Origin of the sequence: Nocardia colli, assembly GCF_008704205.1 — a bacterium.
Classification (GTDB): Bacteria; Actinomycetota; Actinomycetes; order Mycobacteriales; family Mycobacteriaceae; genus Nocardia; species Nocardia colli.
Map to the genome: position 1 here is coordinate 362,820 of NZ_VXLC01000008.1, position 25,655 is coordinate 388,474.

A 25,655-nucleotide genomic window follows, 5' to 3' on the forward strand; every position below is an offset into this window, starting at 1 on the left:
AGCGCTATGCCCAGAGCTGGCCGTCGAGCCGTTCCTCGGCCTCTTCCAGCGTGCCGTCGTACGCGCCGGTCGACAGGTACTTCCAGCCGCCGTCGGCGACCACGAACGCGATGTCGGCGCGCTTGCCCGCCTTCGCCACCTTGCGCGCGACGCCGAGCGCCGCGTGCAGGATCGCGCCGGTCGAGATGCCCGCGAAGATGCCCTCCTCGGACACCAGCTCGCGGGTGCGCTTGACCGCGTCGAACGGGCCGACGGAGAAGCGGGTGGTCAGCACCGACTCGTCGTACAACTCGGGGATGAAGCCCTCATCGATGTTGCGCAGCCCGTAGACCAGCTCGCCGTAGCGCGGCTCGGCCGCCACGATCTCGATGCTCGGCACCTTCTCACGCAGGAAACGCCCGGTGCCCATGAGCGTGCCGGTGGTGCCGAGACCCGCGACGAAATGGGTGATCTCCGGCAGATCGGCCAGGATCTCCGGGCCGGTGGTCTCGTAATGCGCCAGCGCGTTCGCGGGATTGCCGTACTGGTACAGCATCACCCAGTCCGGGTTCTCCGCGGCGATCTGCTTCGCCAGCGCCACCGCCTGATTGGACCCGCCGGCGGCCGGCGAATCGATGATCTGCGCGCCGAACATGGTGAGCAGCTGCCGCCGCTCCACCGAGGTGTTCTCCGGCATCACGCAGACCAGCCGGTAGCCCTTGAGCTTGGCGGCCATGGCGAGTGAGATGCCGGTGTTGCCGCTGGTCGGTTCCAGGATCGTGCAGCCGGGCGTCAGCAGTCCGTCGGCCTCGGCCTGTTCGATCATGCGCAGCGCCGGGCGGTCCTTGATCGAACCGGTCGGGTTGCGGTCCTCCAGCTTGGCCCACAGCCGCACGTGGTTCTCGCCGTCCCACTGCGGGGACAGCGTGCGCAGGCCGACCAGCGGGGTGTCGCCGAGGGTCGCGATCAGCGATTCGTAACGCGCCACCGGTCGCTCAGCCGCCGGCGACGGCGGGCAGGATGGTGACGCTCGCGTCGGCGGGGACCTCGGCCTCGAGGCCGCCGGAGAAACGCACGTCCTCATCGTCGACGTAGATGTTGACGTAGCGGTTCAGCTTGCCGTCCTTGAGCAGCCGCTCGGCCAGGCCGGGGTGGTTCGCGTCGAGGTCGGTGATCAGCGCGCTGAGCGTGGCGCCCTGCGCCTGCACGCGCTTCTCCCCTCCGGTGAGGCCACGCATGATGGTCGGGATGGACACGGTTACCGGCATGAGAACTCCTCGGTTTCACGAACAAGCATCGGTTCAGGCGGTTTCGTACGCGTCGACGATCTGCACCGGTTCCTCGGTGACCTCGCCGTCGACGATCCGGTAGCTGCGCAGCTCGTGCTGCTCGGGGTCGCGGGTGGAGATCAGCACATAATGCGCGAACGGCTCGGACGCGTAGGACACGTCGGTGCGGCTCGGGTACGCCTCGGTGGCGGTGTGCGAGTGGTAGATCACCACCGGGGTCTCGTCCGCGTCGTCCATCGCGCGCCAGACTTTGAGCTGTTCCCCGGAATCGAAGCGGTAAAAGGTGGGCGAGCGCTCGGCGTTGACCATGGCGATGAAGCGCTCCGGCCGATCCGAATCCTCCGGTCCGGCGATGACGCCGCACGCCTCGTCGGGGTGATCGGCGCGCGCGTGCGCCACCATTGCCTCCACGAGGTCGGCCCTGATCACCAGCACGAGTCAAACCTTTCCGCAGTGCCGACCTGTCGCTGTCGACAACGAGCCAGAATATTCGGCTATTCCCCGAGTGCTTCGGCTGGTCCCGGATTCTCCGCGGCTAGCGGGGAAATAGCGCGCTGTACGCAGGGACTTCCCCGACCGACACGGCGGACAGGATCGCGTCCACGATCGCGCGTTCCACGCAGAGCGCGGCGGCGGTGCCGAGCAGATCGACCATCAGGATGTCCGGCGGGAGCGCGGGCGGCAGCTCGAAGGTCGCGGCCGGCGGCTGCCAGGTGCCGGTCGACAGGGCGAAGAACGCGTCACCGTCGAACGGTCCGTGCGCCGGGCGGATCGCGCGGGCGAGTCCGTCGTGGGCGGTCATGGCCAGCCGCTGACAGCCGATCGGGTCCAGCGGCGCGTCCGTGGCCACCACGCCGATGGTCGTGTTGAGCCGCATGCTTTTCGCGGGCAACGCGTTCGCCTGCGCGAGTTGTTCGGCGGTCGGCGGCCGCAGGCCGAAGTGCTCCGGGCCGTCGGTGCCGACGCCCCACGGCAGCCCGGTGCGCGGGTCGAAGACCGAGCCCGCCGCGTTCGCCACGACCAATGCGGACACCGTGGCACCGGCCGCGAGCCCGTCGCCGAGCACCACGCTCGCGGTGCCGACGCCGCCCTTGATCGAACCGGCGCGCGCACCCACGCCGCCGCCGACCACCCCGCGCTCGAAGTCGAGCGACGCGGCGGCCGCGGCCTGGTAACCGAACTCGGCGGTGGGCCGAATGTCCCACGCGCCCAACGGAAGGTCGTAGACCACCGCGCCCGGCACGATCGGCACCACCCGGCTCGGGTCGGTCGGGTCCATCGGGATGCCCTCGTGGTGTTCCTCGAGCCAGCGCATCACCCCGTCGGCCGCCGCAAGGCCGTAGGCGCTGCCGCCGGTGAGCACGATCGCGTTGGCCCGGCGCATGGTGCGGGCCAGATCCAGCACGTCGGTTTCCCTGGTACCCGGCCCGCCGCCGCGCACGTCGACCGCGGCGGTCGCGCCGCCCGGGGCGTAGACCACGGTGGTCCCGGTCGCCGCGCCGGAGCCGAGCGTCGCGTCCGGGTCCAGCGCGGTGTGATGACCGACCAACAGACCGGATACATCGGTGAGCGAATTACGTTGCCCGGCTTGCACCTTCACACTTGCTCCTGACGGTCGGTCGCGACAATAGTCGATCTACGCGCATTCAGGTTCTGTTCTACCCCGGTTCGCGGGGTCAGGGGGCCAGAGCTTGCAGCAACGAGTCCTGCATCCAGGTGAGCCAGTGATAAACGTCCAGGTGCGGCGCCCGCGGGTCGTCCGGGCCGAGATGATCGGGAGTGTCGGCGTCGATGCCGAGCACCGTGCCCAGGGCCAGCCGCACGTCGGTGAGCGCGGTCAACCAGGCGTCGGCCTGCTCGGGGGTGAGCACGATCTTGCCGCCGGAGGTCGGCACGGTGTCCAGGATGACGCTGCCCGCGGCCAGCTTCACGTCGATGATCTCCGGCTCGTGCAGCCCGCGCAGCGCGCTGTTCAGGTCGGCGCGGTCGGCGTCGGGGGAACCGGGTTCGCTGCGATGGAAGTCCGGCAGCAGCCGGCGCAGCCGCGGATCCTCGGGCGCGACGCTGTTTCCGGTGCGTAATCCGGTCAGCGCGGCCAGGTCGTCTTCGGGCGCCGCCTCGGCGCGTTCGGTGAGCAATCCGGAGACGGCACCGACCAGCGAGCGCAGCACGTTGGCCTCACGTGCGTCCATCTCGGATCGCAGTTTGAGACCGCTCAGCGAGTTCTTCCTGCTCCACTTCCGCACGGCGTCAGGGTAGTCGTCCTGGTCAGTCGTCCCGCTGCATGGTCGCCCAGAGTCCCGCCGCGTGCAGCCGCTGGACGTCATGTTCCATCTTGTCCCGCGAGCCGGACGAGACCACCGCCTTGCCCTCGTTGTGCACGCAGAGCATCAGCTCGTTCGCCTTCGCTTTGCTGTAGCCGAACAGCTTCTGGAAGATGTATGCGACGTAGTGCATGAGATTGACCGGGTCGTCCCAGACCACAGTGACCCACGGGCGGTCTTCCGCCTCCAAGATCTCGGTGTATTCGACCGCCTCGGGGGTCGCCTGTGCCGCTGACAGTGTCGCGTCCACGGCGTCCACCACGACGCCACCTCGGACTGTGTTGCACAAGGCCATGACGTCAAGGGTACGACTCGACTCCGATTGAGCAACACCCCACTGAGCGCTGTTTCGAGCATTTCCCGACTCGCTGGCCGGGCACCCGCCTATCATGCGCGCCTCGCATATTCACCGGCTCGAGCGAGCTGAAAGCCGACCGCCCTGTCTACAGTTGGCAGCGTGGACATCCGCGACGGCGTCACCAGCACCGCACTGCTGACGGACCAGTACGAACTGACCATGCTGGCCGCCGCGCTGGCCGACGAATCCGCGCATCGCCGATGCACCTTCGAGGTGTTCGCCCGCCGCCTGCCGCACGGCCGCCGCTACGGCGTGGTCGCGGGCACCGGGCGGCTGCTGGACGCACTGGAGCGATTCCAGTTCGGCGAGGCGGAACTGGAAGTAATCGCCCACTTCCTGCCCGCGCAGACGGTGGATTGGCTGCGCGCGTACCGGTTCACCGGTGACATCGACGGCTATGCCGAGGGCGAGTTGTACTTCCCCGGCTCCCCCATTCTTTCGGTGCGCGGCAGCTTCGCCGAGTGCGTCGTGCTGGAGACGCTGGCGCTGTCGATCCTCAATCACGACAGTGCGATCGCCTCGGCCGCCGCGCGGATGGTCAGCGCGTCGGGCGGGCGGCGGATGATCGAGATGGGGTCGCGGCGCACGCATGAACTGGCCGCGCCGGACAGTTCGCGGGCCGCTTATCTGGCGGGCTTCGACGCGACCTCGAATCTGGAGGCGGTGCGTCGCTACGGCGTGCCCGGCGCGGGTACCAGTGCGCACGCGTTCACGCTGCTGCACAGCGGTTCCGACGGGGAGCACGAGGCGGCGGCGTTCCGCAGTCAGGTCGCGGCGCTCGGCATCGGCACCACATTGCTGGTGGACACCTACGACATCACCCGCGGCGTGGCCACGGCGATCGAGGTGGCCGGGCCGGAACTCGGTGGGGTGCGCATCGATTCCGGTGATCTCGGCGTGCTGGCCAGGCAGGTGCGCGATCAGCTGGACGGGCTCGGCGCGACCAAGACGCGCATCGTGGTGTCCGGTGATCTCGACGAATACGCCATCGCCGCGCTGCGGGCCGAACCGGTCGATGTATACGGCGTCGGCACCTCGCTGGTGACCGGGTCGGGCGCGCCGACCGCGGGCATGGTCTACAAGCTGGTCGAGGTCGAGGGCGTGCCGGTGGCCAAGCGCAGCAGTCACAAGGAGTCGCGCGGCGGGACGAAGAAGGCGATCCGGTTGTCCCGGCAGACCGGCACGATCGTCGAGGAGATCGTCTACCAGGCGGCCGGGCCGGCGCCCGCGGTGAACGGGTTCGAGGCGCGGGAACTGCTGGTTCCGCTGGTGCGCGGCGGCAAACTCGTCGACGATCTGCCGACGCTGTCGGACAGCCGCGACCATGTGGCGAGCGGGCTGATCAGCCTGCCGTGGGAGGGACTGAAGCTGTCGGCCGGCGAACCGGCCGTGCCCACCACCTTCGTGAGCTGACCGCTCAGCGCCGGGCCAGCCGGAGCAGCAACAGCAGGCCGGCCGCGAACAGCATCGCGAACAAGACGCCGCTGGCGGCGAAGCGGACCCAGTCGGCCTCGCTTTCCGGTCGGTTGCCGAGCAGGACCGTGGTCGCGAGGTAGGCGATGGTGCAGATGAGGACGCTGGTCGCGAGTCTGGTGCGGGTCATGGATGCTCCGTGCGGTGAGTCGAGGGGATGCCCGGGAAAACAGGGGCACCAAGTAATCAGCGGACGGGTTCGCGATGTTTACAGGGCGGGCCGGGGTTTACGGCAAGCCCCCTGTTTCGTGACCCGCGGCGAACGGCACAATGCACCACAGGTATTCAGTTCACACCGCGGGAGGTCATGATGACCCGAGCCCTGATCGTCGTCGACGTGCAGAACGATTTCTGCGAGGGCGGGTCGCTCGCCGTCGCGGGCGGCGCCGCGGTCGCGTCCCGGATCAGCGAGCACATCGCGGCGTCGGACTACGCCGCGATCGTCGCGACGCGTGACTATCACATCGATCCCGGTGAGCACTTCTCCACGCATCCCGATTACGTCGACTCGTGGCCGCCGCACTGCCACGTCGGGACGCCGGGCGCGGAATTCCATCCGAACCTGGACACCGCGCCCGTGCAGGAAATCTTCTCCAAGGGCGCGTATTCCGCCGCCTACTCCGGTTTCGAGGGCGCGGCCGAGGACGGCGCCACGCTGGCCGACTGGCTGCGCGAGCACGGCATCGACGCGGTCGATGTCGTCGGCATCGCCACCGACCACTGTGTCCGCGCGACCGCGCTGGACGCCCGGATCGAGGGCTTCGACACTCGCGTCCTGCTCGACCTGACCGCCGGGGTCGGCGGCGACACCACCGAGGCCGCGCTGGCTCGTATGCGCGCCGCGGGCGTCGACCTCGAAGGAAGCGTTTCCGGGTAACCACGCCCGGCATCGGTGTCGGTGCCGGGCAGTAGGCTGCTCGGGTGCCCGAACTCCCCGCCGTCCCCGAACTTTTGGCCACTGCCGTGCAGGCGCTCGGCGGGAAAGAGCGCGTCGGGCAGGTGACGATGGCGACCGCGGTGGACCACGCGATCGACACCAAGGAGCACCTAGCCGTGCAGGCCGGCACCGGCACCGGCAAGTCGCTGGCCTACCTGGTGCCGAGCCTGCGGCACGCGGTGCGCACCGGGCGCACGGTGGTGGTGTCGACCGCGACGATCGCACTGCAACGTCAGCTCGTCGACCGGGATCTGCCGCGTCTGTCCGAGGCATTGAGCAAGCCGCTCGGTCGCACGGCGAAGTTCGCGATCCTCAAGGGGCGCAACAACTATCTGTGCCTGAACAAGATCAACAGCGTGATTCCGGAGGAGCCGGAGGCTGAGCTGTTCGACGCGTTCGCCATCTCCCGGCTCGGCCGCGAGGTGCAGCGGCTCAACGAGTGGGTCTCCGACACCGAGACCGGCGACCGGGACGAGCTCGTGCCCGGCGTCACCGACCGCGCCTGGAAGCAGGTCAGCGTGTCCTCGCGCGAGTGCCTCGGCAAATCGCGCTGTCCGTTCGGTCAGGACTGCTTCGCGGAGAAGGCGCGCGCCGAATCCGCGCAGGCCGACGTGGTGGTGACCAACCACGCGCTGCTGGCCATCGACGCGATCAGCGGCATCCAGGTGCTGCCCGAACACGACGTGGTGGTCATCGACGAGGCGCACGAACTGGTCGACCGGGTCACCGGCGTGGCCACCGCCGACCTGGCCTCGTCCGCGATCAGCGCGGCCGCGCGCCGCTGCACCAAGCTCATCGACGAAAAAGAGGTGGACCGGCTCGAGGGCGCGGCCGAGGCGTGGCACGACGTTCTGGACGAGCTGCCCGCCGCCCGCTGGGAACGCCTGCCCGACGGAGTCGCCCCGGTCCTGGCCCTGGTCCGCGACGCCGCGTGGAACGCCCGCACCGCGCTCGCGCCGCAGGGCGGCACCACCCAGCAGGGTGATGTCGAGACCGCCGCCGCGCGCACCCAGGCGCTGGCCGCGATCGACGAGATCCACGACAGCGCGGTGCGCGCGCTCACCGCGTTCGACGAACCGGACCCGGCCAAACGGCACGACGTCATCTGGTTGTCCGCCGAGGAGATGCGCGGCGTGGCCCGGCGCTCGCTGCGAATGGCGCCGCTGTCGGTGGGCGGGTTGTTGCGCAGCAGGCTGTTCGGCACCGCGACCGTGGTGCTCACCTCGGCGACGCTGCAAATCGGCGGCACGTTCGACGGGCTCGCGGTCACCTGGGGCCTGCCCGCGCAGTCGTCGAACCAGTCCGATCCCGGCCTGGCCAACGGCGCCGAGGCGCCCGCCGACGCCGACAAGGTGCGGTGGAGTTCGCTCGATGTCGGGTCGCCGTTCGACCACGCCAAATCCGGCATCCTCTATGTCGCCAAGCACCTGCCCCCGCCGGGCCGCGACGGCCTCGCGCCCGCCTATCTGGACGAGATCGAGCGGCTCATCAAGGCCGCCGGCGGGCGCACGCTCGGGCTGTTCTCCTCGATGCGCGCGGCCAAGGCGGCCACCGAGGCGTTGCGCGAACGGCTGGACACGCCCGTGCTGTGCCAGGGCGACGATTCGACCGGCGCGCTGGTCCGCAAGTTCGCCGACGATCCGGAGACCTCGCTGTTCGGCACGCTGTCGCTGTGGCAGGGCGTGGACGTGCCCGGCCCGTCGCTGAGCCTGGTGATCCTGGACCGGATTCCGTTCCCCCGCCCCGACGATCCGCTGCTCACCGCGCGCCAGCGCGCGGTGGAGTCGCGCGGCGGCAACGGGTTCATGGCGATCGCGGCCAATCACGCGGCGTTGCTGCTCGCCCAGGGCACCGGCCGGTTGCTGCGCAGCGTCGACGACCGCGGCGTGGTCGCCATCCTCGACTCCCGGCTGGCCACCGCCCGCTACGGCGGATACCTGCGCGCCTCGCTGCCGCCGTACTGGGAGACCTCCAACCCCGAGGTCGTCGTGAAAGCACTGAAACGACTCACCGAAAACGCGGTGTGAAACAGCGCACATTGGCGCGCATATGCTTCCGGACAGAAGTAAATTAAGGGTGGTACTTCGGTGAACCCCAATTCCCACACCGAATGTATCGGCGGTCCCCGCGCCAAGCCCTGCACGCGGCGCGGGGACACCACAAATTCCTCCGCGCGCCCGGTCCGCGCATGAGACCGTTTCCAGATGAAGCACCCTTCCGACAGTGATGTCCTAGGCGAATTCCTGGTCAGCTCAAGATCATTGGCCGAGTATCGCGCGATATTCTCCCTCTCCGACGCCGATCTGCACGGCCGAATTCTCGACTGCCCCGGCGGCGCAGCGAGTTTCACGGCCGAGGCGAGTGCACTCGGCGCCCAGGTCACCGCCACCGATCCGGTCTACCGCCATCCACTCGATGACCTGCGCAGACTCGCGATTTCCGAGACCGATCGCGGAAGCGACTGGGCCACCGCGCATTCGGAAAGATACCGGTGGGATTGGTACGGCGGGCCGCGCCAGCACCGCGAGATGCGGCACGCGGCGGCTCGTCGTTTCGGCGCCGATTTGCTCGCCAATCCTGGACGGTATGTCGCCGCCGAACTGCCGTCGCTCCCCTTTCCGGACGACAGCTTCGACCTGGCGCTCAGCTCCCACCTGCTGTTCACCTACGCCGACCGGCTCGACGCCGATTTCCACCTCGCCGCGCTGGTGGAGCTGGCTCGCGTCTGCGCGGGCGAGATCCGCGCCTATCCACTGGTCGACCACCTCGGTAATGCGCAGGACGACCTGGTCGCTTATCTCCGAAAGGAATTGGAAGACAAAGGTATTCGTACCGGTCTCCGCGAGATCAGTTACGAATTCCATCACGGGGCGAATACCGTGCTGGTGTTGCGACCCTGATCACCAGCTGTGCGCCGCCGCGCGATAGGTGGTGTCGATGAGCGAGTGCAGTTGCCGCTGGATCTCCTCGGCCGAGCCCGGGACCAGGGTGAACTCGTCGTCACCGTGGTTGTGCAGCAGGTAGCGGCCGTCGGCGGGCAGGTAGTCCATCCAGTGGAAGCCGCGGCCGTCGGTGGTCGGCCTGCTGTCGATCGCGCCGCCCGCGAACACGCCGACCTCGCCCAGCCCGGAGCGGGGGCGGCGGACGATGCGGTTGAGTTGCTCGGTGTGCGACAGGCGGGTCGGGTGCTTGGCGTATTCGACCCTGGTCAAATCCGAGCGGCGGCCGCTGATCGTCGGGTATTTGCCCGGCGCGCAATTCGGCAGCTGCGCGGCGATCTGCGCGGGTAAAGCTTGCGGCGGGCAGCGGGTGAGCAGGATATCGCGGCCGTATTCCTGTGTCGGGCCGGGCAATTGGACGGCGACCGTGGCGGCACGTCCGGTCATGCCCGCGTGCACGCGCACCACCTGATTGAAATCGCGGCCGAAGAAGCCGTGCACCTCGATCCGAACCTGCGGTTCCAGCAACACATTCAGCGCGTTGAACAAATCCGGGCTCGCGAAACCCGACAGCTGTCGCTGCGCATTCGCGCGCAGCCGCTGATAGTCCTCGTAGGCCTCGACACCTTCGATCGTGTAGCGCAGCGGATAAGGCAGACGGTCGCGGCCGAGCGCCTCCAGCGCCAGCTCGAACATCAAACCGTCCAGGCGCCAGCGGGATTCGTTCATCCGCCGATGACCCCGCCCGGTGGAAGCGCGGGCGGCTGCGTGCCCAGCAGTTCCGAACCACGGTCGTAGATCAGGTAGTCCGGGGTCTTGTGCTCCCCGTCCTCGTCCCCCTTGCCGCGGCCTGCGCCCGCACCCATGCCTGGAGCGCCGGCGGTGCCCGGTTTGCCGGACGACGCGGAACGGGCGGCGGTGGTGGCCGCGGTTGTCGAAGGGGTGCCCGCCTTGCCGGGAATGCTCTTGCCCGGAGCGGGGGTCGTCGAGCTCGGAGTACCCGGGGTGCGCGACGGCGAGCCGGGGAACGTCGTGGTGGGGTGGTTGTTCGAGGGAGTCGACGGGGTCGACGGCGTCTTCGTTTTACTCGGATCGTCGGTCGGCGTGTTCGCCGGCGTAGTCGAGGCCGGCGTCGTGTTCGTCGTCTTCTTGTCCGTGGTGTCGCTCGGATCCGTGCTGGCCGGCTGCGTCGACGGATCGACGGTGCTGTCCTGCTTCTTCGAATCGTCCGTCGTCTTCTTGTCCGTCGTGTCCGGCGACCCGCTCGGGTTGTTGCTGTTCGGACTACCCGGCTGATTCGAATTCGGATTGTTGTTCGGACCATCCGGGTTGTTCTTGTCCACGGTGCTGGTCGGCTCGGGGAGGATCGGAGTGATGCCGTCGACCTCGTTTACGCCGGGACGGTAGTACTCGGTCATCGCGAAGCGCGCGTTGCTCTCCGCTTCTTGGGCACGATAGGTCGGCCCTTTGATGACGTTCTGACCAGGCAGCATGTCGATGAGCTTGTCGCCGGTGGTGTAGCTATCCGGCTTGGGCACAGAGCCTTTGGCTTGAGCCAGGTGGCCTTGCGTCAGATCCAAACCGTGCCCGACCATTTGGAACGAGGCCGCGAGCTTCGTAAAGGTCTGGGCGAACTCACGTGTGGCGTCGATCGCACCGCTACCGGACTTACCGGTCCAATGCTCGGTTATGGACCTCTCGACACCCTTGGAGTACTCATCGACCGCGGTTCGGCCGTCCTTGGCCAGATTGCGCCAACCATCGGCTACGGTGTTGATCGCGTTCGAATCCACGCCTTGAAGCGCGTCGTAGATTGCCTGGTGAGACATGGTTTCGAAGGGGTCCTGCGCCGTGATGGCCCTACCTGCGAACGCGGCACTGCCATACTCGGACAGCAAACCGGCCCATTCGTTGTTGACGTACCCGCGGTCCTCGTCCCACTTCGTCTTTTGGTCGGAGATCTGCTGCTGATCATCGTGCTTGTTCTTGTCGGCCTCGTTCCGCGAGCTGATCACACTTCCCGCGCCGGCCCCCACGGCAGTGTTGCCGATCGCAGCCAGCCAGTCGTTCACGGACAACCCCATCACGAATCCCCCATGTCCAGCTGAGCAAGTTTGTCGGCGGCGGCCTGGTCGGACTGGGTGAGCTTGCCGATGGCGAGGTTATAGGTGTCACTCATCAACGTCAGGACTTCGACGCTCTGCTTGAGTCGCTTGACCGCAGAATCGTCGCCGCTGTTCGCCTTATTAGCGAACTTGACTCGCAAGTCTTCGGCGGACGTCAACGTTCCAAAACCGTTCAGTCGCTTGAGGTTGTCGGCACTGACGATCATCGCGTCGAGCTTGGACCGCATCTGTTCGGCATGCTGAGCTAGAGCCGCCCCAACTTGCGTATCCAAACGAAGCTCGCCTCCCTCGGCCTGCTTCTTCAATGCCTGCCACCGGGCCACCGCCGCTTCCATCTGGGCACTTGCGCTCTGCTCAGACTCCGACATCGTCCCTCCTCACCAGAAACACGTTCTCCAACGTTGACGGCCGTTGATGGTCCAACAAATTTCGGCCATCTATCACATCTACTTCGGCAGGTACGGCTCGAGCTCAGTAGCGTGCCGAACTGCAAGTTTGCAGGGGGGCGCCTCGGGCATCGAAGCACGTTCGCTGTAGCGCCAACCGACACTTACTTCAACCAAGCCCTGGGCCGCAGGAAGGCTGACATAGCACCCCAGCTTGTCTTCGTCGTCCTTCGTGCGGGAGAGCAGGCCAGATCGTGTGCCGACTCGTGTATCGCCCAAAACGACGACCTCGCGGTTCTTCCGCACATCGTCCAGCGTGTATGTCATCGACGAGACAGTCACGAAGTAGGGGCCCTCGGTTGACGTCCATTTGCAAATCCGGGCGACCACCCCACCTGCCGGGGCATCGGTGACGACCGATTTCGATGCCGGGTCCACCTTGGTGGCCTGTAGCGCCGCATCGGACATGTCAGTGCACGGATTGAAGAGATTCTTCCCGTCGTTGGTCGGTGTCCCAGCCGTCGTCGGGTTCCCGTCCTTCGTAGGCGAGCACCCAGCGACCAGCCCGACCACCGCCATCCCGGCCAGGACCGTCCGCACAACGACCTTCGGCGACACAACGGCGGTTTGCATATCTCTCCTGACTTCGGCCCAGACACCCCGACACAGGATAAGACGCACAAGCTCTCCCCCTGGTTCCACTCCAAACTAGAGCAATCCAATTGGATCGTTCCAGTCCGGCGGCGGAATCGGGTGCGCGCTCACCCACCAGAGCAAGCTACTTCGTCAGGTAACCCTCGAGCTGGGAGGCGTGCCGGAAGCCGAGGTCACACGGCGAAGCCCGAGAAAGCGAAGCATCAGGTCCACCGACCCCCTTCCAGTTCGGCCGCCGCACCCCGGCGACCGACCGGATCAACCGCGCACAGCTACCGCATCCACCTCGAACAACATCCCCGGCAACGCAAGCGCGGCAACACCATTCAACGTCTGCACCGGCGGCCGCCCACCCCAGATCTCCCCGATCTTCTTACCGATCACCGCCAGCTTGTCGAGGTCGTGATCAACAATGAACGTCCGCAATTGCGCGACATCCGCATAGTCCAAACCCACTGAGCGCAAAGCGATCCCGAGATTCGCAAAGGCATTACCAACCTGAACCGCGAAATCGCTACTAGTCGTATGCCCCTCCCCATCGGAGTCGTACTGCCCCGCAATTAGCACCAACTCCCCACTCACCCGAGCCACGTGGCTGTACCCGAACCCAGTCGGATCGTGCAACTCCGCCGGATTACTGATCTCGATCCCCATCACCGTCTCCCTGTCCTCAACTCTTCCGCCCAACAACGAGACGACGACACAGCTTCCCCGACTGTGACATGACTCGGCGCGGTGACCTGGGGGGGTCACCGCGCCGAGGTGCAGCAGTAGGTCAGAGGACCCACTTGAAGATGAGTGTGATCACCGCGGCGACCACGCCGAGCGCGACGGCGGCCGCACCGATCACGAATCCCTGTCGCTGCCAGGGCCGCCCGTGGTCGAGCGAGAACCGTCCGGCCCCGGTGAAGGCGAAGCCCGCGCCGACGACACCGAACAGCAGCGGGGTTTCCCAGCCGTTCTGACCGAACAGCCCGGGCGCCCACGTGGCGTTGATCGCGTTGATCATGGTGCCCAAAACGATCGCGCCGGCGAGGGGCGTGAGCAGGCCGATCGCCAGGAGCACACCGCCGGCGATTTCACTCAACCCGGCCAGGGTGCCGAAGAATCTGCCCGGGTTGTAACCCATGCCGTCGAACATGGCGGCATTCGTGTCCCAGCCGAAGCCCGAGAACCACCCGAAGAGTTTCTGCGCCCCATGCGCGGCCAGTAATGCGCCGAAGACGACGCGGATGATCAAAAGCCCGATGTCGGCGGATACGCCGTCGAGTTCGGTGTTGGCGGTGGCTCGTTCCAGAACAGATTTTGTGGTCATGCTGGTCCTCGTCCCTGCAAGTCAGAATCCGAACAGCTGGTCAATGGCCTCGGCGTTGAAGCGGACTGCGGTCCGATTCTTGCACAGGGCAGCCTAACTTTCCAAGAGCCGGTCTTTATTCTGATCTACGTTGCGCCGCGGCGCTGGGTTCATTCGGCCAGGAAGAAGAAATATCCGAGGAAAATCACCAGCAGGGCCCACATCGCGGGGTGCACGTCCTTGATCCGGCCCTTGGCGACCATCACGATCGGGTAGAACAGCATGCCCATGGCCAGGCCGTTCGCGATCGAGTAGGTCAGCGGCATCATCACGATGGTGATGAACGCGGGCACCGAATATTCGAGCCGATTCCAGTCGATCTCGCCGAGCGACCGCGCCATCAACACGCCGACCACGATCAACGCGGGTGCGGTCACCTCCCCGGAACCGGCGATCACGGCGAAGATCGGGTAACAGAACATGGCCAGCAGGAACCAGCCGGCGGTGGTCACGGCGGTCAATCCGGTGCGCCCGCCCGCGGACACGCCCGCGGTGGATTCGACGTAGGCGGTGGTGGTCGAGGTGCCGATGACCGCGCCCGCCATGGTGCCGACGGAATCGGCGGCCAGCGCGCTCGCGGCCCGCGGCAGCTTGCCGTCCTTGTCGAGCAAGCCGGCCTGGTTGGCGACGCCGATCAACGTGCCCGAGGCGTCGAAGAAGTCGACGAACAGCATAGTCAGGATGACCACGGCCATCTGCCCGGTGAACGCGTCCGGCAGGTGAATGACCGCCTGCCCGAACGTGTGCTCGAGCCCCTTCGGCGCGGCGACGACCCCGTTCGGCAGATCGACGAGCCCGCTCACGATGCCGACCCCGGCGGTGAGCACGATCCCGTACAGCACCGCGCCGTGCCACCCGATGACCAGGAAGACCACGGTCACGACCAGCCCGAACAGCGCAAGCAGCGTGGTGCCCTTGGTGAAGTCACCCAGCGTGACCAGCGTGGCCTCACTGTTCACCACGATGCCCGCGTTCTTCAACCCGAGGAACGCCACGAACAACCCGATGCCCGCGCCCACGGCCAGCTTCATCTGCATCGGAATCGCATTGAGAATCCGCTCGCGCACCTTGGTGACGGCGAGCAGGAAGAAGATGATGCCGGACAGCAATGTCCCGGACAGCGCGACCTGCCACGGAATGCCCATGCCGAGCACCACCGAGTAGGCGAAGAACGCGTTGAGCCCCATGCCCGGCGCGAGCGCGATCGGATACTTCGCCCACAGCCCCATGACCAGCGTGCCGAACACCGCGGCCACGGCGGTCGCGGTGAACACCGCCTGCATCGGAATGCCCTTGGCGCCGAGCGCGCCCTCGTCGCCGAGCACGGACGGGTTCACGGCGAGCACATAGGACATGGCCAGGAACGTGACCGTGCCCGCCATCAGCTCGCGTTTCATGGTCGAACCAGTCGCGCTGATGCCGAAGAACGCGTCGACGCGACCTCGGGGCTCGGTCGGTACGGCGGTGGCCATGGGCGGTCTCCAGTCGGGGAGTGGTACGGGCGTGCCCAGGCACGTTAGCCGACGATTCACTGAATCGGGGAACCCGACTCAGCGGTAGCCATCTCAGACAGTTTGTCTTACGCTGTCTGCGACAGAGGGGAACTCAAGGTGCGCAATAACTTTCGTGATCCGGGCATCGAACACGGCGAATTGTCCCACTACGTCGCGACGGTCGGCGGCGACCCGGCGCAGTACCGCGCGTCGTCGCTGGTCGAGCACGACGGCGACACCCGCTATCGGACGAACCTGAAGGTCAGCCTGCCGGACAACTTCCAGATGGAGGTCGTGCAGGTCTTCGATCGCAGCGGCGGCACGCTCTCGACGCTCAGCTACGTGGCGGAGAGCAAGCTCGGCGACACGCTGGTCAGTCGCGAGGAGGGCAACTTCGCGGGCACCGCGCACCTCCAGTTCGGCGGCAAAGTGGAGCCGTTCCCGAGCCCGCTGACCTCACTGCTCGGCGGCGCGACGACGTTTCGCGGGCTGGAGTTCAGCAAGGGTGCGAAGGCGACGATCAACCTGTGGCTGGCGTACTCGATCCACTGGCCGGTGGAGGTCAAGGTGGAGAAGCGCACCACCGTCGACGTGCCTGCCGGGCGCTTCGACGCCTGGCAGGTGAAGGCGAAGCCGAGTTTCGCGCACATCAACGGCCTGCTGGACAAGGTGATCCACGGGATACTGCCCGCGTTCACCCTGCACTTCGACGCGGCCGCGCCGCATCGGCTGATCCGGTTCAGTTTTCCGACCGGACCGCTGCCGTGGGATCCGAAGGGGCTCGTCCAGCTCAGCCCGGATCGGTAGCGTTCACGCGCTCGGGGCGGCGACCAGACCGAGTTCGGCGTCGCTCGCGAGCAGTTCGTTGTGCGGCAGTACCCGCACGGTGTAGCCGACGGCCCCGGACAGCGGGACCGGCGTGTCCACGGTGAAAAGCTCTACGCCGGAATCGGATCCGGTGTGCGTCATGGCCACGGTGGTGACGTCGGACAGGTCGTCGGCGGGCGACACCCGGCCGAGGACCGCCTGCACGACGACGTCGGAAACCCGCAGGCCGCCGAGGTCGATGCGCGCGGTCAGCGACAGCTTGGCGCCGATGATCGGCGTGTCCGGCAGGCCGGCGCTGTCCACCTGGATCACCTTCACCGCCGGCCACGCCGATTCGACCCGGCGGCGGTAGTCGGCGATGGCGCGGGCGGCGGCGAACTCGTCGGCGGTCGCCTGCTGGTAGGCGTTGGCGGCGGGCGCGTAGTACTCGACGGCGTAGTCGCGGACCATGCGCGAGGCGAGCACCTTCGGGCCGAGGGTCTGCAGGGTGTGGCGAACCATCTCGACCCAGCGCACCGGCATGCCGGCGGCGTCGCGATCGTAGAAGCGGGGCGCGACGGTGCGTTCGAACAGGTCGTAGAGGGCCCCGGCCTCGAGGTCGTCGCGCCGGTGCTCGTCCCGGACACCGTCGGCCGTGGGGATGGCCCAGCCGTTCTCGCCGTCGAACATCTCGTCCCACCAGCCGTCCCGGATGGACAGGTTCAGGCCGCCGTTGAGCGCGGACTTCATGCCGGAGGTGCCGCACGCCTCGAGCGGGCGCAACGGGTTGTTCAGCCAGACGTCGCAGCCCCAGTACAGGTAGCGGGCCATCGACATGTCGTAGTCGGGCAGGAAGACGATGCGGTGGCGCACTTCCGGGTCGTCGGCGAAACGGACGACCTGCTGGATGAGCGCCTTGCCGCCGTCGTCGGCGGGGTGACTCTTGCCCGCGACCACCAGCTGCATGGGGCGGTAGGGGTCGAGCAGCCTGGCGCGCAAGCGTTCCGGGTCGCGCAGCATCAGGGTGAGGCGCTTGTAGGTGGGGACGCGGCGGGCGAAGCCGACGGTCAGCACGTCGGGGTCGAAAACGCTTTCCACCCAGCCCAATTCGGCTTCCGCCGCACCACGGTCGAGCCAGGACGCACGCACACGGCGGCGCACCTCGGCAACCAGGATGCCGCGCAATTCATTTCGCGTCGACCACAGCTCGCCGAGGTCGACGTCGCGCAGCCGCTCCCAGCCGCGCGCCTCTTCGACGAGGTCGGCGCCGATGTGCTTGCGCGCCTTGTCGAACCACTCGCGCGCCGCCCAGGTCGGGGCGTGCACGCCGTTGGTGACCGAGCCGATCGGCACCTCGGCCGCGTCGAAGCCCGGCCACAGTGCGGCGAACATTTCCCGGCTGACCTCGCCGTGCAGTTTCGATACGCCGTTGGCGCGCTGGGCAAGTCGCAGGCCCATGTGCGCCATGTTGAAGACCGACGGATCCGCCTCGCGGCCCAGAGCCGCGATCCGGTCCACGGAAAGTCCTGGGAGCATGGCGGATTCGGATTCGCCGTGCGCGCCGCCGAAGTAGCGGCGCACCATCGGCATCGGGAACCGGTCGATGCCCGCGGGGACGGGGGTGTGCGTGGTGAACACCGTGCCCGCCCGCACCGCGGCCAGGGCGGTGTCGAAATCCTGTCCGGTAGAGACGAATTCGCGAATGCGCTCGACACCGAGGAATCCGGCGTGGCCTTCGTTCATGTGGAACACGTCGGGGTCGGGCAGACCGGTCGCGTTGGTGTAGGCGCGAACCGCGCGCACACCGCCGATGCCGGCCAAGATCTCCTGGCGGATCCGGTGCTCCTGATCGCCGCCGTAGAGCCGGTCGGTGACCGCGCGCAACTCCGGATCGTTCTCCGCGATATCGGAATCCAGCAGCAGCAACGGCACCCGGCCGACCTGTGCGATCCACACCCGCGCCCGCAGCACCCGCTGATCCGGCATCGCCACATGAATCAGCACCGGCGCCGGGTCCGAATCACCGTTGTCCGAGGTGAGCAGCCGCAACGGCAGCCCCTGCGGATCCAGGTCCGGGTAGTGCTCGGTCTGCCAGCCGTCCGCCGACAGCGTCTGCCGGAAATAGCCTGAGCGATAGAGCAATCCGACACCGATCAACGGCAACCCCAGATCCGAGGCCGCCTTCAGATGGTCGCCGGCCAGGATCCCGAGCCCACCCGAATAGTTCGGCAGCACCTCGGTGACCCCGAACTCCATGGAGAAGTACGCGATCCCGCGCACCCCCTCCTCGCCGGCCCGCCGCTCGAACCAGCTCGGCGCGGCCAGATAGTCGCGCAGGTCCGCCGCCGCGGCATCCACCCGGCGCACATACTCCGGGTCCGCCGCCAGCTCGTCGACCCGCGCGGCCGGCACCTCCCCCAGCATCCGCACCGGGTCGTGCCCCATCTCCAGCCACCGCTGCGGATCCAGCTCGGCAAACAGATCCTGCGTCGGCGGATGCCACGACCAGCGCAGGTTCGTAGCAAGCTCGCCGAGCGCGGCCAACCGCTCGGGCAAATGGGCACGGACGGTGAATCGACGAAGTGCCTTCACCCGCCGAACCCTACCGAACGTCGCAGGTTCCGGCCGCCCCGGCGGTGTGGCGCACAGCACGCGCAATTTCCATCCAGAAGGATGCCTGGCACTGCGCCGTCGTTCACGCCGCGTGCCCTTTGCGTTGACGGTGGTAGCGGGCGGACACGTGCCCGCCCGCTATCAACCGCTCCCCCTCGACGCCACCCCTCAGCGGAGGGTGAAGGTCGCGTCTCCCGACAGGTGTTCCATATCCCGGTGATCCTCGGTGGTGGTGACGATGTGGGCTTCTACTCGCCCGACACCCGGCGCCGTGCCGAAGCCGGTGATGATGTTGTCCTTGGCGTCGATGACCGTTCCGGTGACCCGGTGTGATTGGCCGTTCTCGATTCCGGTATCGAGGTTCCGCCAGCGCACGGCGACGCGGTAGGCGCCGCAGCGCTCACCGGTCTGAGTGATCTTCAGCCGGACACCGAACGTTCCGGCCTGCGGCTGCGGCACGGTTTCGGCGTTGATGATCGCGGCGCAGTCGCCGCCACCCGGCATAGCGCGGGTGAGAGTCGGGCTGAAATGGACGACCGGGTCGGTAGGTGAGGCGACGGACGGGGCAGCGAGCCCGACCAACGCAGCACCGGTCACAGCGGCGATGACAACGGAACGACCCGAGAACCGTTGAACCTGCTTGCTTTTCAGCTTCATGTCCAACTTTTCGCGCCGCCGCCGTGGCCCGTTATCCGCGCCCGTGCCCCCAAATACATTGACAGCGAAACTATTCGACGTCAGCATCGGCGGATGCCGCATTGGGTCGCTGTTCTTCCGCAATTCCTGCTGGCCTCGCTGATTCTCGCCGCGCTGCCGGGACCTGCGACCGCCCTGTTCCTCCAGCGCTCGGTGCGGGACGGCCGCGCGGCGGGGCTGGCAGCGGTCGCCGGAAACGAGATCGGCGTACTCGGCTGGAATATCGCCGGTGGCGCGGGGTTGTCGGTGCTGCTGGTCGCCAACCGGTACCTGAACACCGCGATGCATGTGGTCGGCGCGGTGGTGCTGATCTGGCTCGGCGTGCAGGCGTGGCGTGGTGCGCGCAACGACGACGAGTTCGGCAGCACCATGACGAAGCTGCTGCCGTCGGGCCGGACGCCCGGCGCGGCGTTTCGCGCCTCGCTGGTGTCGATCGCGGCGAATCCGAAGGCGGCGGTGTTCGGGTTGACCATCCTGCCGCAGTTCCTGCCGTCCACCGGACCGGTGCTGCCGACCGTCATGGCACTCGTGTTGATCCAGTTGGTGGTCGACACGGCGTGGTGCGTGGGCATCGTGCTGGCCGCCGACCGCGCGGGCGGCTGGCTGCGCCGAACCGGCATCAGGCAGCGGATCGAACGTGTGCTCGGCGCGATCCTGGTCGCGCTCGGCCTCGGTCTCGCGGTGGACGCCCGCTGACCGTCGTTCCCGCGCTGATCCCGTGCATCGGCCCCGCTGCCGGTAGGTTGGTTCCGTGACCGGCCGCATCGCAATCGATGACACTGCCCCGTCCATCGCAGGCGGTCGGCCTGCCAAGGCCGTCGTCGGGGAGGTTTTCCCGGTGCGCACCGTGGTGTGGCGGGAGGGCCACGACGCGGTGGCGGCGACGCTGACCGTGCGCGGGCCGAATTCGTCGCGCCCGATCCGGATCCGGATGACGCCCGATCTCGAGCCGGACGTGTTCAACGCCACCTTCACCCCGAACCTGCCCGGCGCGTGGACCTACCGCATCGAGGGCTGGAGCGATCCGATCGCGACCTGGCGCTCAGCGGTCGAGGCGAAGCTCGCGGTCGGCCAGAACGCCGCGGACCTGGACAACGACCTCGAGCTCGGCGCCCGCCTGCTCGACCGGGCCGCGCAGGCGGTGCCGAAGAAGCAGTTCGAGCGATTGCGCGCGGCGGCCGCCGCCTTGCGCAGCGACGAGCAGCTGCCCGCGCGGGTGGCGCCGGCCTTCGCCGAGGAGATCGCCGAGATCCTGCGCGCGACCCCGTTGCGCGACATGGTCACTCGCGGCCCGCAGCACACCGTGCAGGTGGAACGGCAGCGCGCGCTGTTCGGCTCCTGGTACGAATTCTTCCCGCGCTCCACCGGCGGCCGGGACAAGACCGGCAAGCCGATCCACGGCACGTTCGCCACCGCGGCAAAGGAGTTGCCGCGCATCGCCGGGATGGGTTTCGACGTGGTGTACCTGCCGCCGATCCATCCGGTCGGCGAGGTGAATCGCAAGGGCCGCAACAACACCCTGGTCGCCGAGCCCGGTGATGTCGGGTCGCCGTGGGCGATCGGATCCGAGGACGGCGGGCACGACGCCGTGCACCCGCTGCTCGGCACCGCCGCCGACTTCGCCGAATTCGTCGACACCGCAGCCCAACTCGGTCTCGAGGTGGCCCTCGACCTGGCCTTGCAGTGCGCGCCCGATCATCCGTGGGTGGCCACCCATCCGGAGTGGTTCACCACGCTGCCCGACGGCACCATCGCCTTCGCCGAGAACCCGCCGAAGAAGTACCAGGACATCTACCCGGTCAACTTCGACAACGACCCGGACGGCCTGTACGCCGAGGTGCTGCGCGTGGTCCGGCACTGGATCGAGTTGGGCGTCAAGATCTTCCGCGTCGACAACCCGCACACCAAGCCCGCCGACTTCTGGGAGTGGCTGATCGCCACGGTCCGGCGCACCGACCCGGACGTGCTGTTCCTGTCCGAGGCGTTCACCCGCCCGGCCCGGCTGTACGGGCTCGCGCGCCGCGGTTTCAGCCAGTCCTACACGTATTTCACCTGGCGCGTGGCGAAGTGGGAGCTGACCCAGTTCGGCGAGGAACTGGCGGCCAAGGCGGACGAGGCCAGGCCCAACCTGTTCGTCAACACCCCCGACATCCTGCACGAGAGCCTGCAACACGGCGGCCCGGGCATGTTCGCCATCCGCGCGGTGCTCGCCGCCACCCTCGCACCGACCTGGGGCGTGTACTCCGGCTTCGAGCTGTTCGAGCATCAGGCGGTCCGTCCCGGCAGCGAGGAATACCTGGACTCGGAGAAGTACGAGCTGCGCCCGCGCCCGTTCGCCGAGGCGCTGGCCCGCGGCGAATCGCTGGAGCCGTGGATCACTCGGCTCAACGAGATCCGCCGCGCGCACCCGGCCCTGCAGCAGTTGCGCTGCATCCACTTCCACCACGTCGACAACGACTCGCTGATCGCCTACTCGAAGGTCGATCCGAGCAGCGGCGACGCGGTGCTGGTGGTGGTGAACCTGAACCCGTTCGCCCCCGAATGGGGCATGGTCTCGCTCGACCTGCCCGCCATCGGCCGCGAATGGCACGACCACCCAGTGGTGCTGGACGAGGTCAGCGGCGAGGAATACCACTGGGCCCAAACGAATTACGTGCGCCTGGACCCGTCCGTCGCGGTCGCGCACATCCTCACCCTGCCCCCGGTCGCGCAGCAGGCCCGCACCGAACTCGCCTATCGGAGCACACTGTGAAACGCCGCGATCTGATGCTGCTGGCCGCAGGCACCCACGGCGACCCGCACACCGTGCTCGGCGCGCACCCGCATCCGGACGGCACGCAGATCAGTGTGCTGCGCCCGCACGCGGAGTCGGTCGCCGCGCGCGTCGGCGGCGCCGACCATCCGCTGAAGTCGTTGGGGCACGGCATTTTTGCCGGCGTTGTCCCCTACCCCGACCTCATGGACTACCGCATCGTCACCACCTATCAGGGAGGCCAGACCATTCTCTCCGCCGACGGCTACCGCTTCCTGCCGACGGTCGGCGAACTGGACCTGCACCTGATCGGCGAGGGCCGCCACGAACGACTCTGGGACGTGCTCGGCGCGCACCCGCGGCACTACACCACCCTCGACGGCGACGTGGACGGCACCTCGTTCGCCGTGTGGGCGCCGAATGCGCGCGGCGTCACCGTGATCGGCGACTTCGACGGATGGAGCGGCAACACCGCACCGATGCGCGCGCTCGGCACCTCCGGCGTCTGGGAGGTCTTCGTTCCCGGCGTCGGGCCCGGCGCCCTGTACAAGTTCCGCGTGCACGGCGCGGACGGCCGCACCATCGACCACGCCGACCCGATGGCCTTCGCGACCGAACTGCCGCCCGCCACCGCCTCGGTGGTGACCGAGAGCCAGCACACCTGGGACGACCAGGCCTGGCTCGACACCCGCGCGAGCACCGACCCGACCCAGGCGCCGATGAGCGTCTACGAGGTACACCTCGGTTCCTGGCGCCCCGGCCTCGGCTATCGCGAATTGGCCGACCAGCTGGTCGATTACGTGCAGGCCACCGGCTACACGCACATCGAACTGCTGCCCATCGCCGAGCACCCATTCGGTGGTTCCTGGGGCTATCAGGTCACCTCGTACTACGCCCCCACCGCGCGCTTCGGCACCCCGGACGACTTCCGCGCCTTCGTCGATCGACTGCACAAAGCGGGCATCGGCGTGCTGCTCGACTGGGTCCCCGCGCACTTCCCGCGCGACGAATGGGCGCTGGCCCGCTTCGACGGCACCCCGCTCTACGAGCACGCCGACCCGCGCCGCGGCGAGCAACTCGACTGGGGCACCTACGTTTTCGACTTCGGCCGGCCCGAGGTGCGCAACTTCCTGGTGGCCAACGCGCGCTACTGGATCGAGGAATTCCACATCGACGGCCTGCGCGTCGACGCCGTCGCCTCCATGCTGTACCTGGATTACTCACGCCCCGAAGGGGGTTGGGAGCCGAACGTGTACGGCGGCCGGGAAAACCTGGAGGCCGTCGACTTCCTCCAGGACCTGAACAACACCGTGCACCGCCACCATCCCGGCGTGGTCACCATCGCCGAGGAGTCCACCAGCTGGCCCGGCGTCACCCGCGGCACCGACGTCGGCGGCCTCGGCTTCACCATGAAATGGAACATGGGCTGGATGCACGACACCCTCGGCTTCCTGCAGCGCGACCCGATCCACCGCTCCTGGCACCACAACGAGATCACGTTCTCGGCCATGTACGCGTGGAGCGAGAACTTCGTGCTGCCGATCAGTCACGACGAGGTGGTGCACGGCAAGGGCACGCTGTGGACCCGGATGCCCGGCGACGACTTCGCCAAAGCCGGCGGGGTGCGCGCACTTCTGGCCTACATGTGGGGTCATCCGGGCAAGCAGCTGCTGTTCATGGGCCAGGACTTCGGCCAGTTCCGCGAGTGGTCCCACGATCGCGGACTGGACTGGGCGGAGCTGGACAACCCACTGCACCAAGGGATCACGACCGCGGTGCGCGACCTCAACGCCGTCTATCGCGCCCATCCCGCGCTGTGGAGCCAGGACACCACCCCCGGCGGCTACTCCTGGATCGAGGCGAACGACCAGGCGAACAACGTGCTGGCGTTCCTGCGCTACGGCGCGGACGGATCCGTGGTCGCGTGCGTCTACAACTTCTCCGGCGCGGTGCACGGCGAGTACCGGGTCGGCCTGCCCTTCGCCGGAACGTGGACGGAGATCCTGAACACCGATGCCGCCGAATACGGCGGCTCCGGCATCGGCAATCTGGGTGCGGTCAAGGCCACCGACGAGGGCTGGCACGGTCGTCCCGCGTCAGCCACCATCGCGTTGGCCCCGAACAGCGCCGTCTGGCTGGCTCCGAACAGCTGAGCCGGTCCCGGACCGCCGAGTCAGTACAGCGCGGCGGCGAGCTTGCGGCGCGCGGCGACCACGAACGGCTCGGCCTGGTCGAACAATTCGAAGAGTTCGAGCAGCCGGGTGCGGGCCTTGGTCCGGTCGTCGCCCGCCGAGCGCTTGACCACGCCGATGAGCCGATCGAACGCGGCGTCCGGCTGCTGGTTGAGCATCTCCACGTCGGCGGCGTCCAGCGCGGCGTCCACATCGGCGGGGTCGGCGTCGGCGGTCGCGATCGCGGACTCCGGAAGCACCTGCGCGCGAGTCAGGAACCGCAGCTGACGCAGTGCGCCCTTGGCCTCTTCGTTGCCCGGCTCCGCGGCGATGATCGCCTCGTAGGCGGCCTCGGCGCCGGCCATGTCGCCCTGTTCGAGCGCGGTCTCCGCGGCGACGAACCGCGGATCCTCCGGCGCTTCCTCGGGCTCTTCGCCGCCGGGCAGCTTGCCGGCCACCGCGTCGATGACCGCGCTCAGCCACTGCCGGACCTGCGCCTCGGGCTGCGCGCCCTGGAAGTCGGCGAGCGGCTGCCCGCCGGCGACCGCGATCACGGTCGGAATGCCCTGCACGCCGAACGCCTGCGCGATCCGCATGTTCGCCTCGGCCTCGACGGTGGCCAGATCCCAGGCGCCGCCGCTCTCGCCGACCAGGCGCTCCAGCGTCCGGACCAGCTCGACGCTGCCCGGGCTACGCTGCGAATACAGCGCGACGACCACCGGCACCTGCACCGAGCGGCGTAGCACCTTGGTCTCGAAGTTCGCCTCGTTCACCGCGTAGTCGCCGCCCCCGGCCGCACTGGGTGCGCCGGCGGGCGGTTGCTTCAGACCGGAGAGATCAACTGCCCCGGACATGGCGGCGACAGCGGCTGGCGAAGGGCGGCGTGCGGCAGGTCGAGTCACGGTTTCCAGTTTGTCACGACGTGGCGGCGGCCGGGGCTCCGGAGTCGGCAGAAACCGCGTTGCTCAGCTCGCCGAGCTTGCCCGAACGGACGGCCCAGATCTCGAACACCACGGTGAAGAACGGCGGGATGCTGGACAGCAGCGCGAGCACCGTGGTCAGCGCGTTCCAGCCCAGCTCACGCGCGGCCATGATGGCGGCGATCACGAACAGCACGAAGATGATGCCGTGCGTCATGCCGAACACCTTGACCGGCCACAGCACCGGCTCGGGGAGGCGCTTGAACACCATGCCGACGATCAGGAAAACCCAGGAGATCGCCTCGAGCACCGCGATGAAACGAAACCGCTTCGCGACGCTGCTCAGGTCGAAGACATTGCCCATGCGCACCATTGTGCCGGATG

General features: G+C 67.9%; 26 protein-coding genes. 8 read left to right on the forward strand and 18 right to left on the reverse strand.

Annotation, left to right across the window (positions count from 1 at the left end; genetic code table 11):
- Nucleotides 1-4: 4 nt before the first annotated feature.
- From F3087_RS20680 to clpS, 6 genes are all read right to left on the reverse strand, one after another.
- Entirely contained in the window at nucleotides 5-967 is a 963-nt protein-coding gene (locus F3087_RS20680) for a PLP-dependent cysteine synthase family protein (RefSeq protein ID WP_150403635.1), read from the reverse strand.
- Nucleotides 968-974: 7 nt separating this feature from the next.
- Complete coding sequence (locus tag F3087_RS20685; RefSeq protein WP_150403636.1) at nucleotides 975-1,247, reverse strand: MoaD/ThiS family protein; 273 nt, start codon at nucleotides 1,245-1,247, stop codon at nucleotides 975-977.
- 33 nt (nucleotides 1,248-1,280) lie between these two features.
- Nucleotides 1,281-1,703 carry a Mov34/MPN/PAD-1 family protein gene (locus tag F3087_RS20690; protein WP_150403637.1) on the reverse strand — a complete coding sequence of 141 codons (423 nt, stop codon included), beginning with the start codon at nucleotides 1,701-1,703 and terminating at the stop codon, nucleotides 1,281-1,283.
- Nucleotides 1,704-1,803: 100 nt separating this feature from the next.
- Nucleotides 1,804-2,868 (reverse strand): P1 family peptidase, encoded by a 1,065-nt coding sequence (locus F3087_RS20695; protein WP_150403638.1) that lies wholly within the window; start codon nucleotides 2,866-2,868, stop codon nucleotides 1,804-1,806.
- Between the two features lie 76 nt (nucleotides 2,869-2,944).
- Nucleotides 2,945-3,514, reverse strand: coding sequence for an oxidative stress transcriptional regulator AosR (gene aosR, locus F3087_RS20700; protein WP_150403639.1), 570 nt, complete (start codon nucleotides 3,512-3,514; stop codon nucleotides 2,945-2,947).
- Between the two features lie 22 nt (nucleotides 3,515-3,536).
- Complete coding sequence (gene clpS / locus F3087_RS20705; RefSeq protein ID WP_150403640.1) at nucleotides 3,537-3,887, reverse strand: ATP-dependent Clp protease adapter ClpS; 351 nt, start codon at nucleotides 3,885-3,887, stop codon at nucleotides 3,537-3,539.
- A 162-nt stretch (nucleotides 3,888-4,049) separates the two neighbouring features.
- Between clpS and F3087_RS20710 the strand changes: the two genes are divergently transcribed.
- Nucleotides 4,050-5,363: a nicotinate phosphoribosyltransferase gene (locus tag F3087_RS20710; protein ID WP_150403641.1), complete on the forward strand. Its 1,314-nt coding sequence runs from the start codon at nucleotides 4,050-4,052 to the stop codon at nucleotides 5,361-5,363.
- 4 nt (nucleotides 5,364-5,367) lie between these two features.
- On the opposite strand, the gene F3087_RS20715 is transcribed toward F3087_RS20710, so the two are convergent.
- On the reverse strand, nucleotides 5,368-5,553 hold the full coding sequence (locus tag F3087_RS20715; RefSeq protein WP_150403642.1) for a hypothetical protein: 186 nt from the start codon (nucleotides 5,551-5,553) through the stop codon (nucleotides 5,368-5,370).
- 180 nt (nucleotides 5,554-5,733) lie between these two features.
- Between F3087_RS20715 and F3087_RS20720 the strand changes: the two genes are divergently transcribed.
- From F3087_RS20720 to F3087_RS20730, 3 genes are all read left to right on the forward strand, one after another.
- Entirely contained in the window at nucleotides 5,734-6,300 is a 567-nt protein-coding gene (locus tag F3087_RS20720) for an isochorismatase family protein (RefSeq protein ID WP_150403643.1), read from the forward strand.
- Nucleotides 6,301-6,344: 44 nt separating this feature from the next.
- Nucleotides 6,345-8,387 (forward strand): ATP-dependent DNA helicase, encoded by a 2,043-nt coding sequence (locus F3087_RS20725; protein WP_150403644.1) that lies wholly within the window; start codon nucleotides 6,345-6,347, stop codon nucleotides 8,385-8,387.
- 177 nt (nucleotides 8,388-8,564) lie between these two features.
- Nucleotides 8,565-9,260, forward strand: a complete 696-nt coding sequence (locus F3087_RS20730; protein WP_223885230.1) for a class I SAM-dependent methyltransferase — start codon at nucleotides 8,565-8,567, stop codon at nucleotides 9,258-9,260.
- Here F3087_RS20730 and F3087_RS20735 read toward each other — a convergent pair whose 3' ends face one another.
- The 7 genes from F3087_RS20735 to F3087_RS20765 all read right to left on the reverse strand — a co-directional run bounded on the left by F3087_RS20735 (nucleotide 9,261) and on the right by F3087_RS20765 (nucleotide 15,291).
- A complete protein-coding gene (locus F3087_RS20735; RefSeq protein WP_191094074.1) occupies nucleotides 9,261-10,028 on the reverse strand; it encodes an ESX secretion-associated protein EspG in 768 nt (255 codons plus the stop codon).
- On the reverse strand, nucleotides 10,025-11,383 hold the full coding sequence (locus F3087_RS20740) for a hypothetical protein (RefSeq protein ID WP_150403645.1): 1,359 nt from the start codon (nucleotides 11,381-11,383) through the stop codon (nucleotides 10,025-10,027). Before F3087_RS20740 ends, F3087_RS20735 begins: the two co-directional genes overlap by 4 nt.
- Nucleotides 11,383-11,793 (reverse strand): hypothetical protein, encoded by a 411-nt coding sequence (locus F3087_RS20745; RefSeq protein ID WP_150403646.1) that lies wholly within the window; start codon nucleotides 11,791-11,793, stop codon nucleotides 11,383-11,385. Before F3087_RS20745 ends, F3087_RS20740 begins: the two co-directional genes overlap by 1 nt.
- Nucleotides 11,794-11,871: 78 nt before the next feature.
- Nucleotides 11,872-12,444: a DUF3558 domain-containing protein gene (locus F3087_RS20750; RefSeq protein ID WP_150403647.1), complete on the reverse strand. Its 573-nt coding sequence runs from the start codon at nucleotides 12,442-12,444 to the stop codon at nucleotides 11,872-11,874.
- Between the two features lie 279 nt (nucleotides 12,445-12,723).
- Nucleotides 12,724-13,119 (reverse strand): RidA family protein, encoded by a 396-nt coding sequence (locus F3087_RS20755; protein WP_150403648.1) that lies wholly within the window; start codon nucleotides 13,117-13,119, stop codon nucleotides 12,724-12,726.
- Nucleotides 13,120-13,240: 121 nt separating this feature from the next.
- Entirely contained in the window at nucleotides 13,241-13,780 is a 540-nt protein-coding gene (locus F3087_RS20760; RefSeq protein WP_150403649.1) for a DoxX family protein, read from the reverse strand.
- Nucleotides 13,781-13,929: 149 nt separating this feature from the next.
- Entirely contained in the window at nucleotides 13,930-15,291 is a 1,362-nt protein-coding gene (locus F3087_RS20765) for an NCS2 family permease (protein WP_150403650.1), read from the reverse strand.
- 138 nt (nucleotides 15,292-15,429) lie between these two features.
- Here F3087_RS20765 and F3087_RS20770 point away from each other — a divergent pair, with 138 nt between their 5' ends.
- Nucleotides 15,430-16,119 (forward strand): DUF3108 domain-containing protein, encoded by a 690-nt coding sequence (locus F3087_RS20770; protein ID WP_150403651.1) that lies wholly within the window; start codon nucleotides 15,430-15,432, stop codon nucleotides 16,117-16,119.
- A gap of 3 nt (nucleotides 16,120-16,122) precedes the next feature.
- Here the strand turns inward: F3087_RS20770 and glgP are convergent, their stop codons facing one another.
- On the reverse strand, nucleotides 16,123-18,711 hold the full coding sequence (gene glgP / locus F3087_RS20775; RefSeq protein WP_150403652.1) for an alpha-glucan family phosphorylase: 2,589 nt from the start codon (nucleotides 18,709-18,711) through the stop codon (nucleotides 16,123-16,125).
- A 189-nt stretch (nucleotides 18,712-18,900) separates the two neighbouring features.
- Nucleotides 18,901-19,389, reverse strand: a complete 489-nt coding sequence (locus tag F3087_RS20780; RefSeq protein ID WP_223885231.1) for a hypothetical protein — start codon at nucleotides 19,387-19,389, stop codon at nucleotides 18,901-18,903.
- Nucleotides 19,390-19,482: 93 nt separating this feature from the next.
- Here F3087_RS20780 and F3087_RS20785 point away from each other — a divergent pair, with 93 nt between their 5' ends.
- Genes F3087_RS20785 through glgB form a run of 3 tightly spaced genes read left to right on the forward strand, consistent with a single transcriptional unit; the run spans nucleotide 19,483 to nucleotide 24,333 of the window.
- Nucleotides 19,483-20,124, forward strand: a complete 642-nt coding sequence (locus F3087_RS20785; RefSeq protein ID WP_150403653.1) for a LysE family translocator — start codon at nucleotides 19,483-19,485, stop codon at nucleotides 20,122-20,124.
- A gap of 55 nt (nucleotides 20,125-20,179) precedes the next feature.
- Complete coding sequence (locus tag F3087_RS20790; RefSeq protein WP_150403654.1) at nucleotides 20,180-22,180, forward strand: alpha-1,4-glucan--maltose-1-phosphate maltosyltransferase; 2,001 nt, start codon at nucleotides 20,180-20,182, stop codon at nucleotides 22,178-22,180.
- A gap of 14 nt (nucleotides 22,181-22,194) precedes the next feature.
- On the forward strand, nucleotides 22,195-24,333 hold the full coding sequence (gene glgB, locus F3087_RS20795; RefSeq protein ID WP_150403703.1) for a 1,4-alpha-glucan branching protein GlgB: 2,139 nt from the start codon (nucleotides 22,195-22,197) through the stop codon (nucleotides 24,331-24,333).
- Nucleotides 24,334-24,353: 20 nt separating this feature from the next.
- Here glgB and F3087_RS20800 read toward each other — a convergent pair whose 3' ends face one another.
- Nucleotides 24,354-25,205 carry a tetratricopeptide repeat protein gene (locus F3087_RS20800; protein ID WP_150403655.1) on the reverse strand — a complete coding sequence of 284 codons (852 nt, stop codon included), beginning with the start codon at nucleotides 25,203-25,205 and terminating at the stop codon, nucleotides 24,354-24,356.
- Between the two features lie 61 nt (nucleotides 25,206-25,266).
- A complete protein-coding gene (locus tag F3087_RS20805) occupies nucleotides 25,267-25,644 on the reverse strand; it encodes a DUF3817 domain-containing protein (protein ID WP_150403656.1) in 378 nt (125 codons plus the stop codon).
- Nucleotides 25,645-25,655 lie beyond the last annotated feature (11 nt).

Bases quoted from the DNA above. Each gene is read 5' to 3' on its own strand.
- F3087_RS20685 (WP_150403636.1), bottom strand. From the start codon at position 1,247: ATGCCGGTAACCGTGTCCATCCCGACCATCATGCGTGGCCTCACCGGA.
- clpS (WP_150403640.1), bottom strand. From the start codon at position 3,887: ATGGCCTTGTGCAACACAGTCCGAGGTGGCGTCGTGGTGGACGCCGTG.
- F3087_RS20715 (WP_150403642.1), bottom strand. From the start codon at position 5,553: ATGACCCGCACCAGACTCGCGACCAGCGTCCTCATCTGCACCATCGCC.
- F3087_RS20720 (WP_150403643.1), top strand. From the start codon at position 5,734: ATGACCCGAGCCCTGATCGTCGTCGACGTGCAGAACGATTTCTGCGAG.
- F3087_RS20730 (WP_223885230.1), top strand. From the start codon at position 8,565: ATGAAGCACCCTTCCGACAGTGATGTCCTAGGCGAATTCCTGGTCAGC.
- F3087_RS20735 (WP_191094074.1), bottom strand. From the start codon at position 10,028: ATGAACGAATCCCGCTGGCGCCTGGACGGTTTGATGTTCGAGCTGGCG.
- F3087_RS20740 (WP_150403645.1), bottom strand. From the start codon at position 11,383: ATGGGGTTGTCCGTGAACGACTGGCTGGCTGCGATCGGCAACACTGCC.
- F3087_RS20745 (WP_150403646.1), bottom strand. From the start codon at position 11,793: ATGTCGGAGTCTGAGCAGAGCGCAAGTGCCCAGATGGAAGCGGCGGTG.
- F3087_RS20750 (WP_150403647.1), bottom strand. From the start codon at position 12,444: ATGCAAACCGCCGTTGTGTCGCCGAAGGTCGTTGTGCGGACGGTCCTG.
- F3087_RS20755 (WP_150403648.1), bottom strand. From the start codon at position 13,119: ATGGGGATCGAGATCAGTAATCCGGCGGAGTTGCACGATCCGACTGGG.
- F3087_RS20760 (WP_150403649.1), bottom strand. From the start codon at position 13,780: ATGACCACAAAATCTGTTCTGGAACGAGCCACCGCCAACACCGAACTC.
- F3087_RS20765 (WP_150403650.1), bottom strand. From the start codon at position 15,291: ATGGCCACCGCCGTACCGACCGAGCCCCGAGGTCGCGTCGACGCGTTC.
- F3087_RS20780 (WP_223885231.1), bottom strand. From the start codon at position 19,389: ATGAAGCTGAAAAGCAAGCAGGTTCAACGGTTCTCGGGTCGTTCCGTT.
- F3087_RS20785 (WP_150403653.1), top strand. From the start codon at position 19,483: ATGCCGCATTGGGTCGCTGTTCTTCCGCAATTCCTGCTGGCCTCGCTG.
- glgB (WP_150403703.1), top strand. From the start codon at position 22,195: ATGCTGCTGGCCGCAGGCACCCACGGCGACCCGCACACCGTGCTCGGC.
- F3087_RS20800 (WP_150403655.1), bottom strand. From the start codon at position 25,205: ATGTCCGGGGCAGTTGATCTCTCCGGTCTGAAGCAACCGCCCGCCGGC.
- F3087_RS20805 (WP_150403656.1), bottom strand. From the start codon at position 25,644: ATGGTGCGCATGGGCAATGTCTTCGACCTGAGCAGCGTCGCGAAGCGG.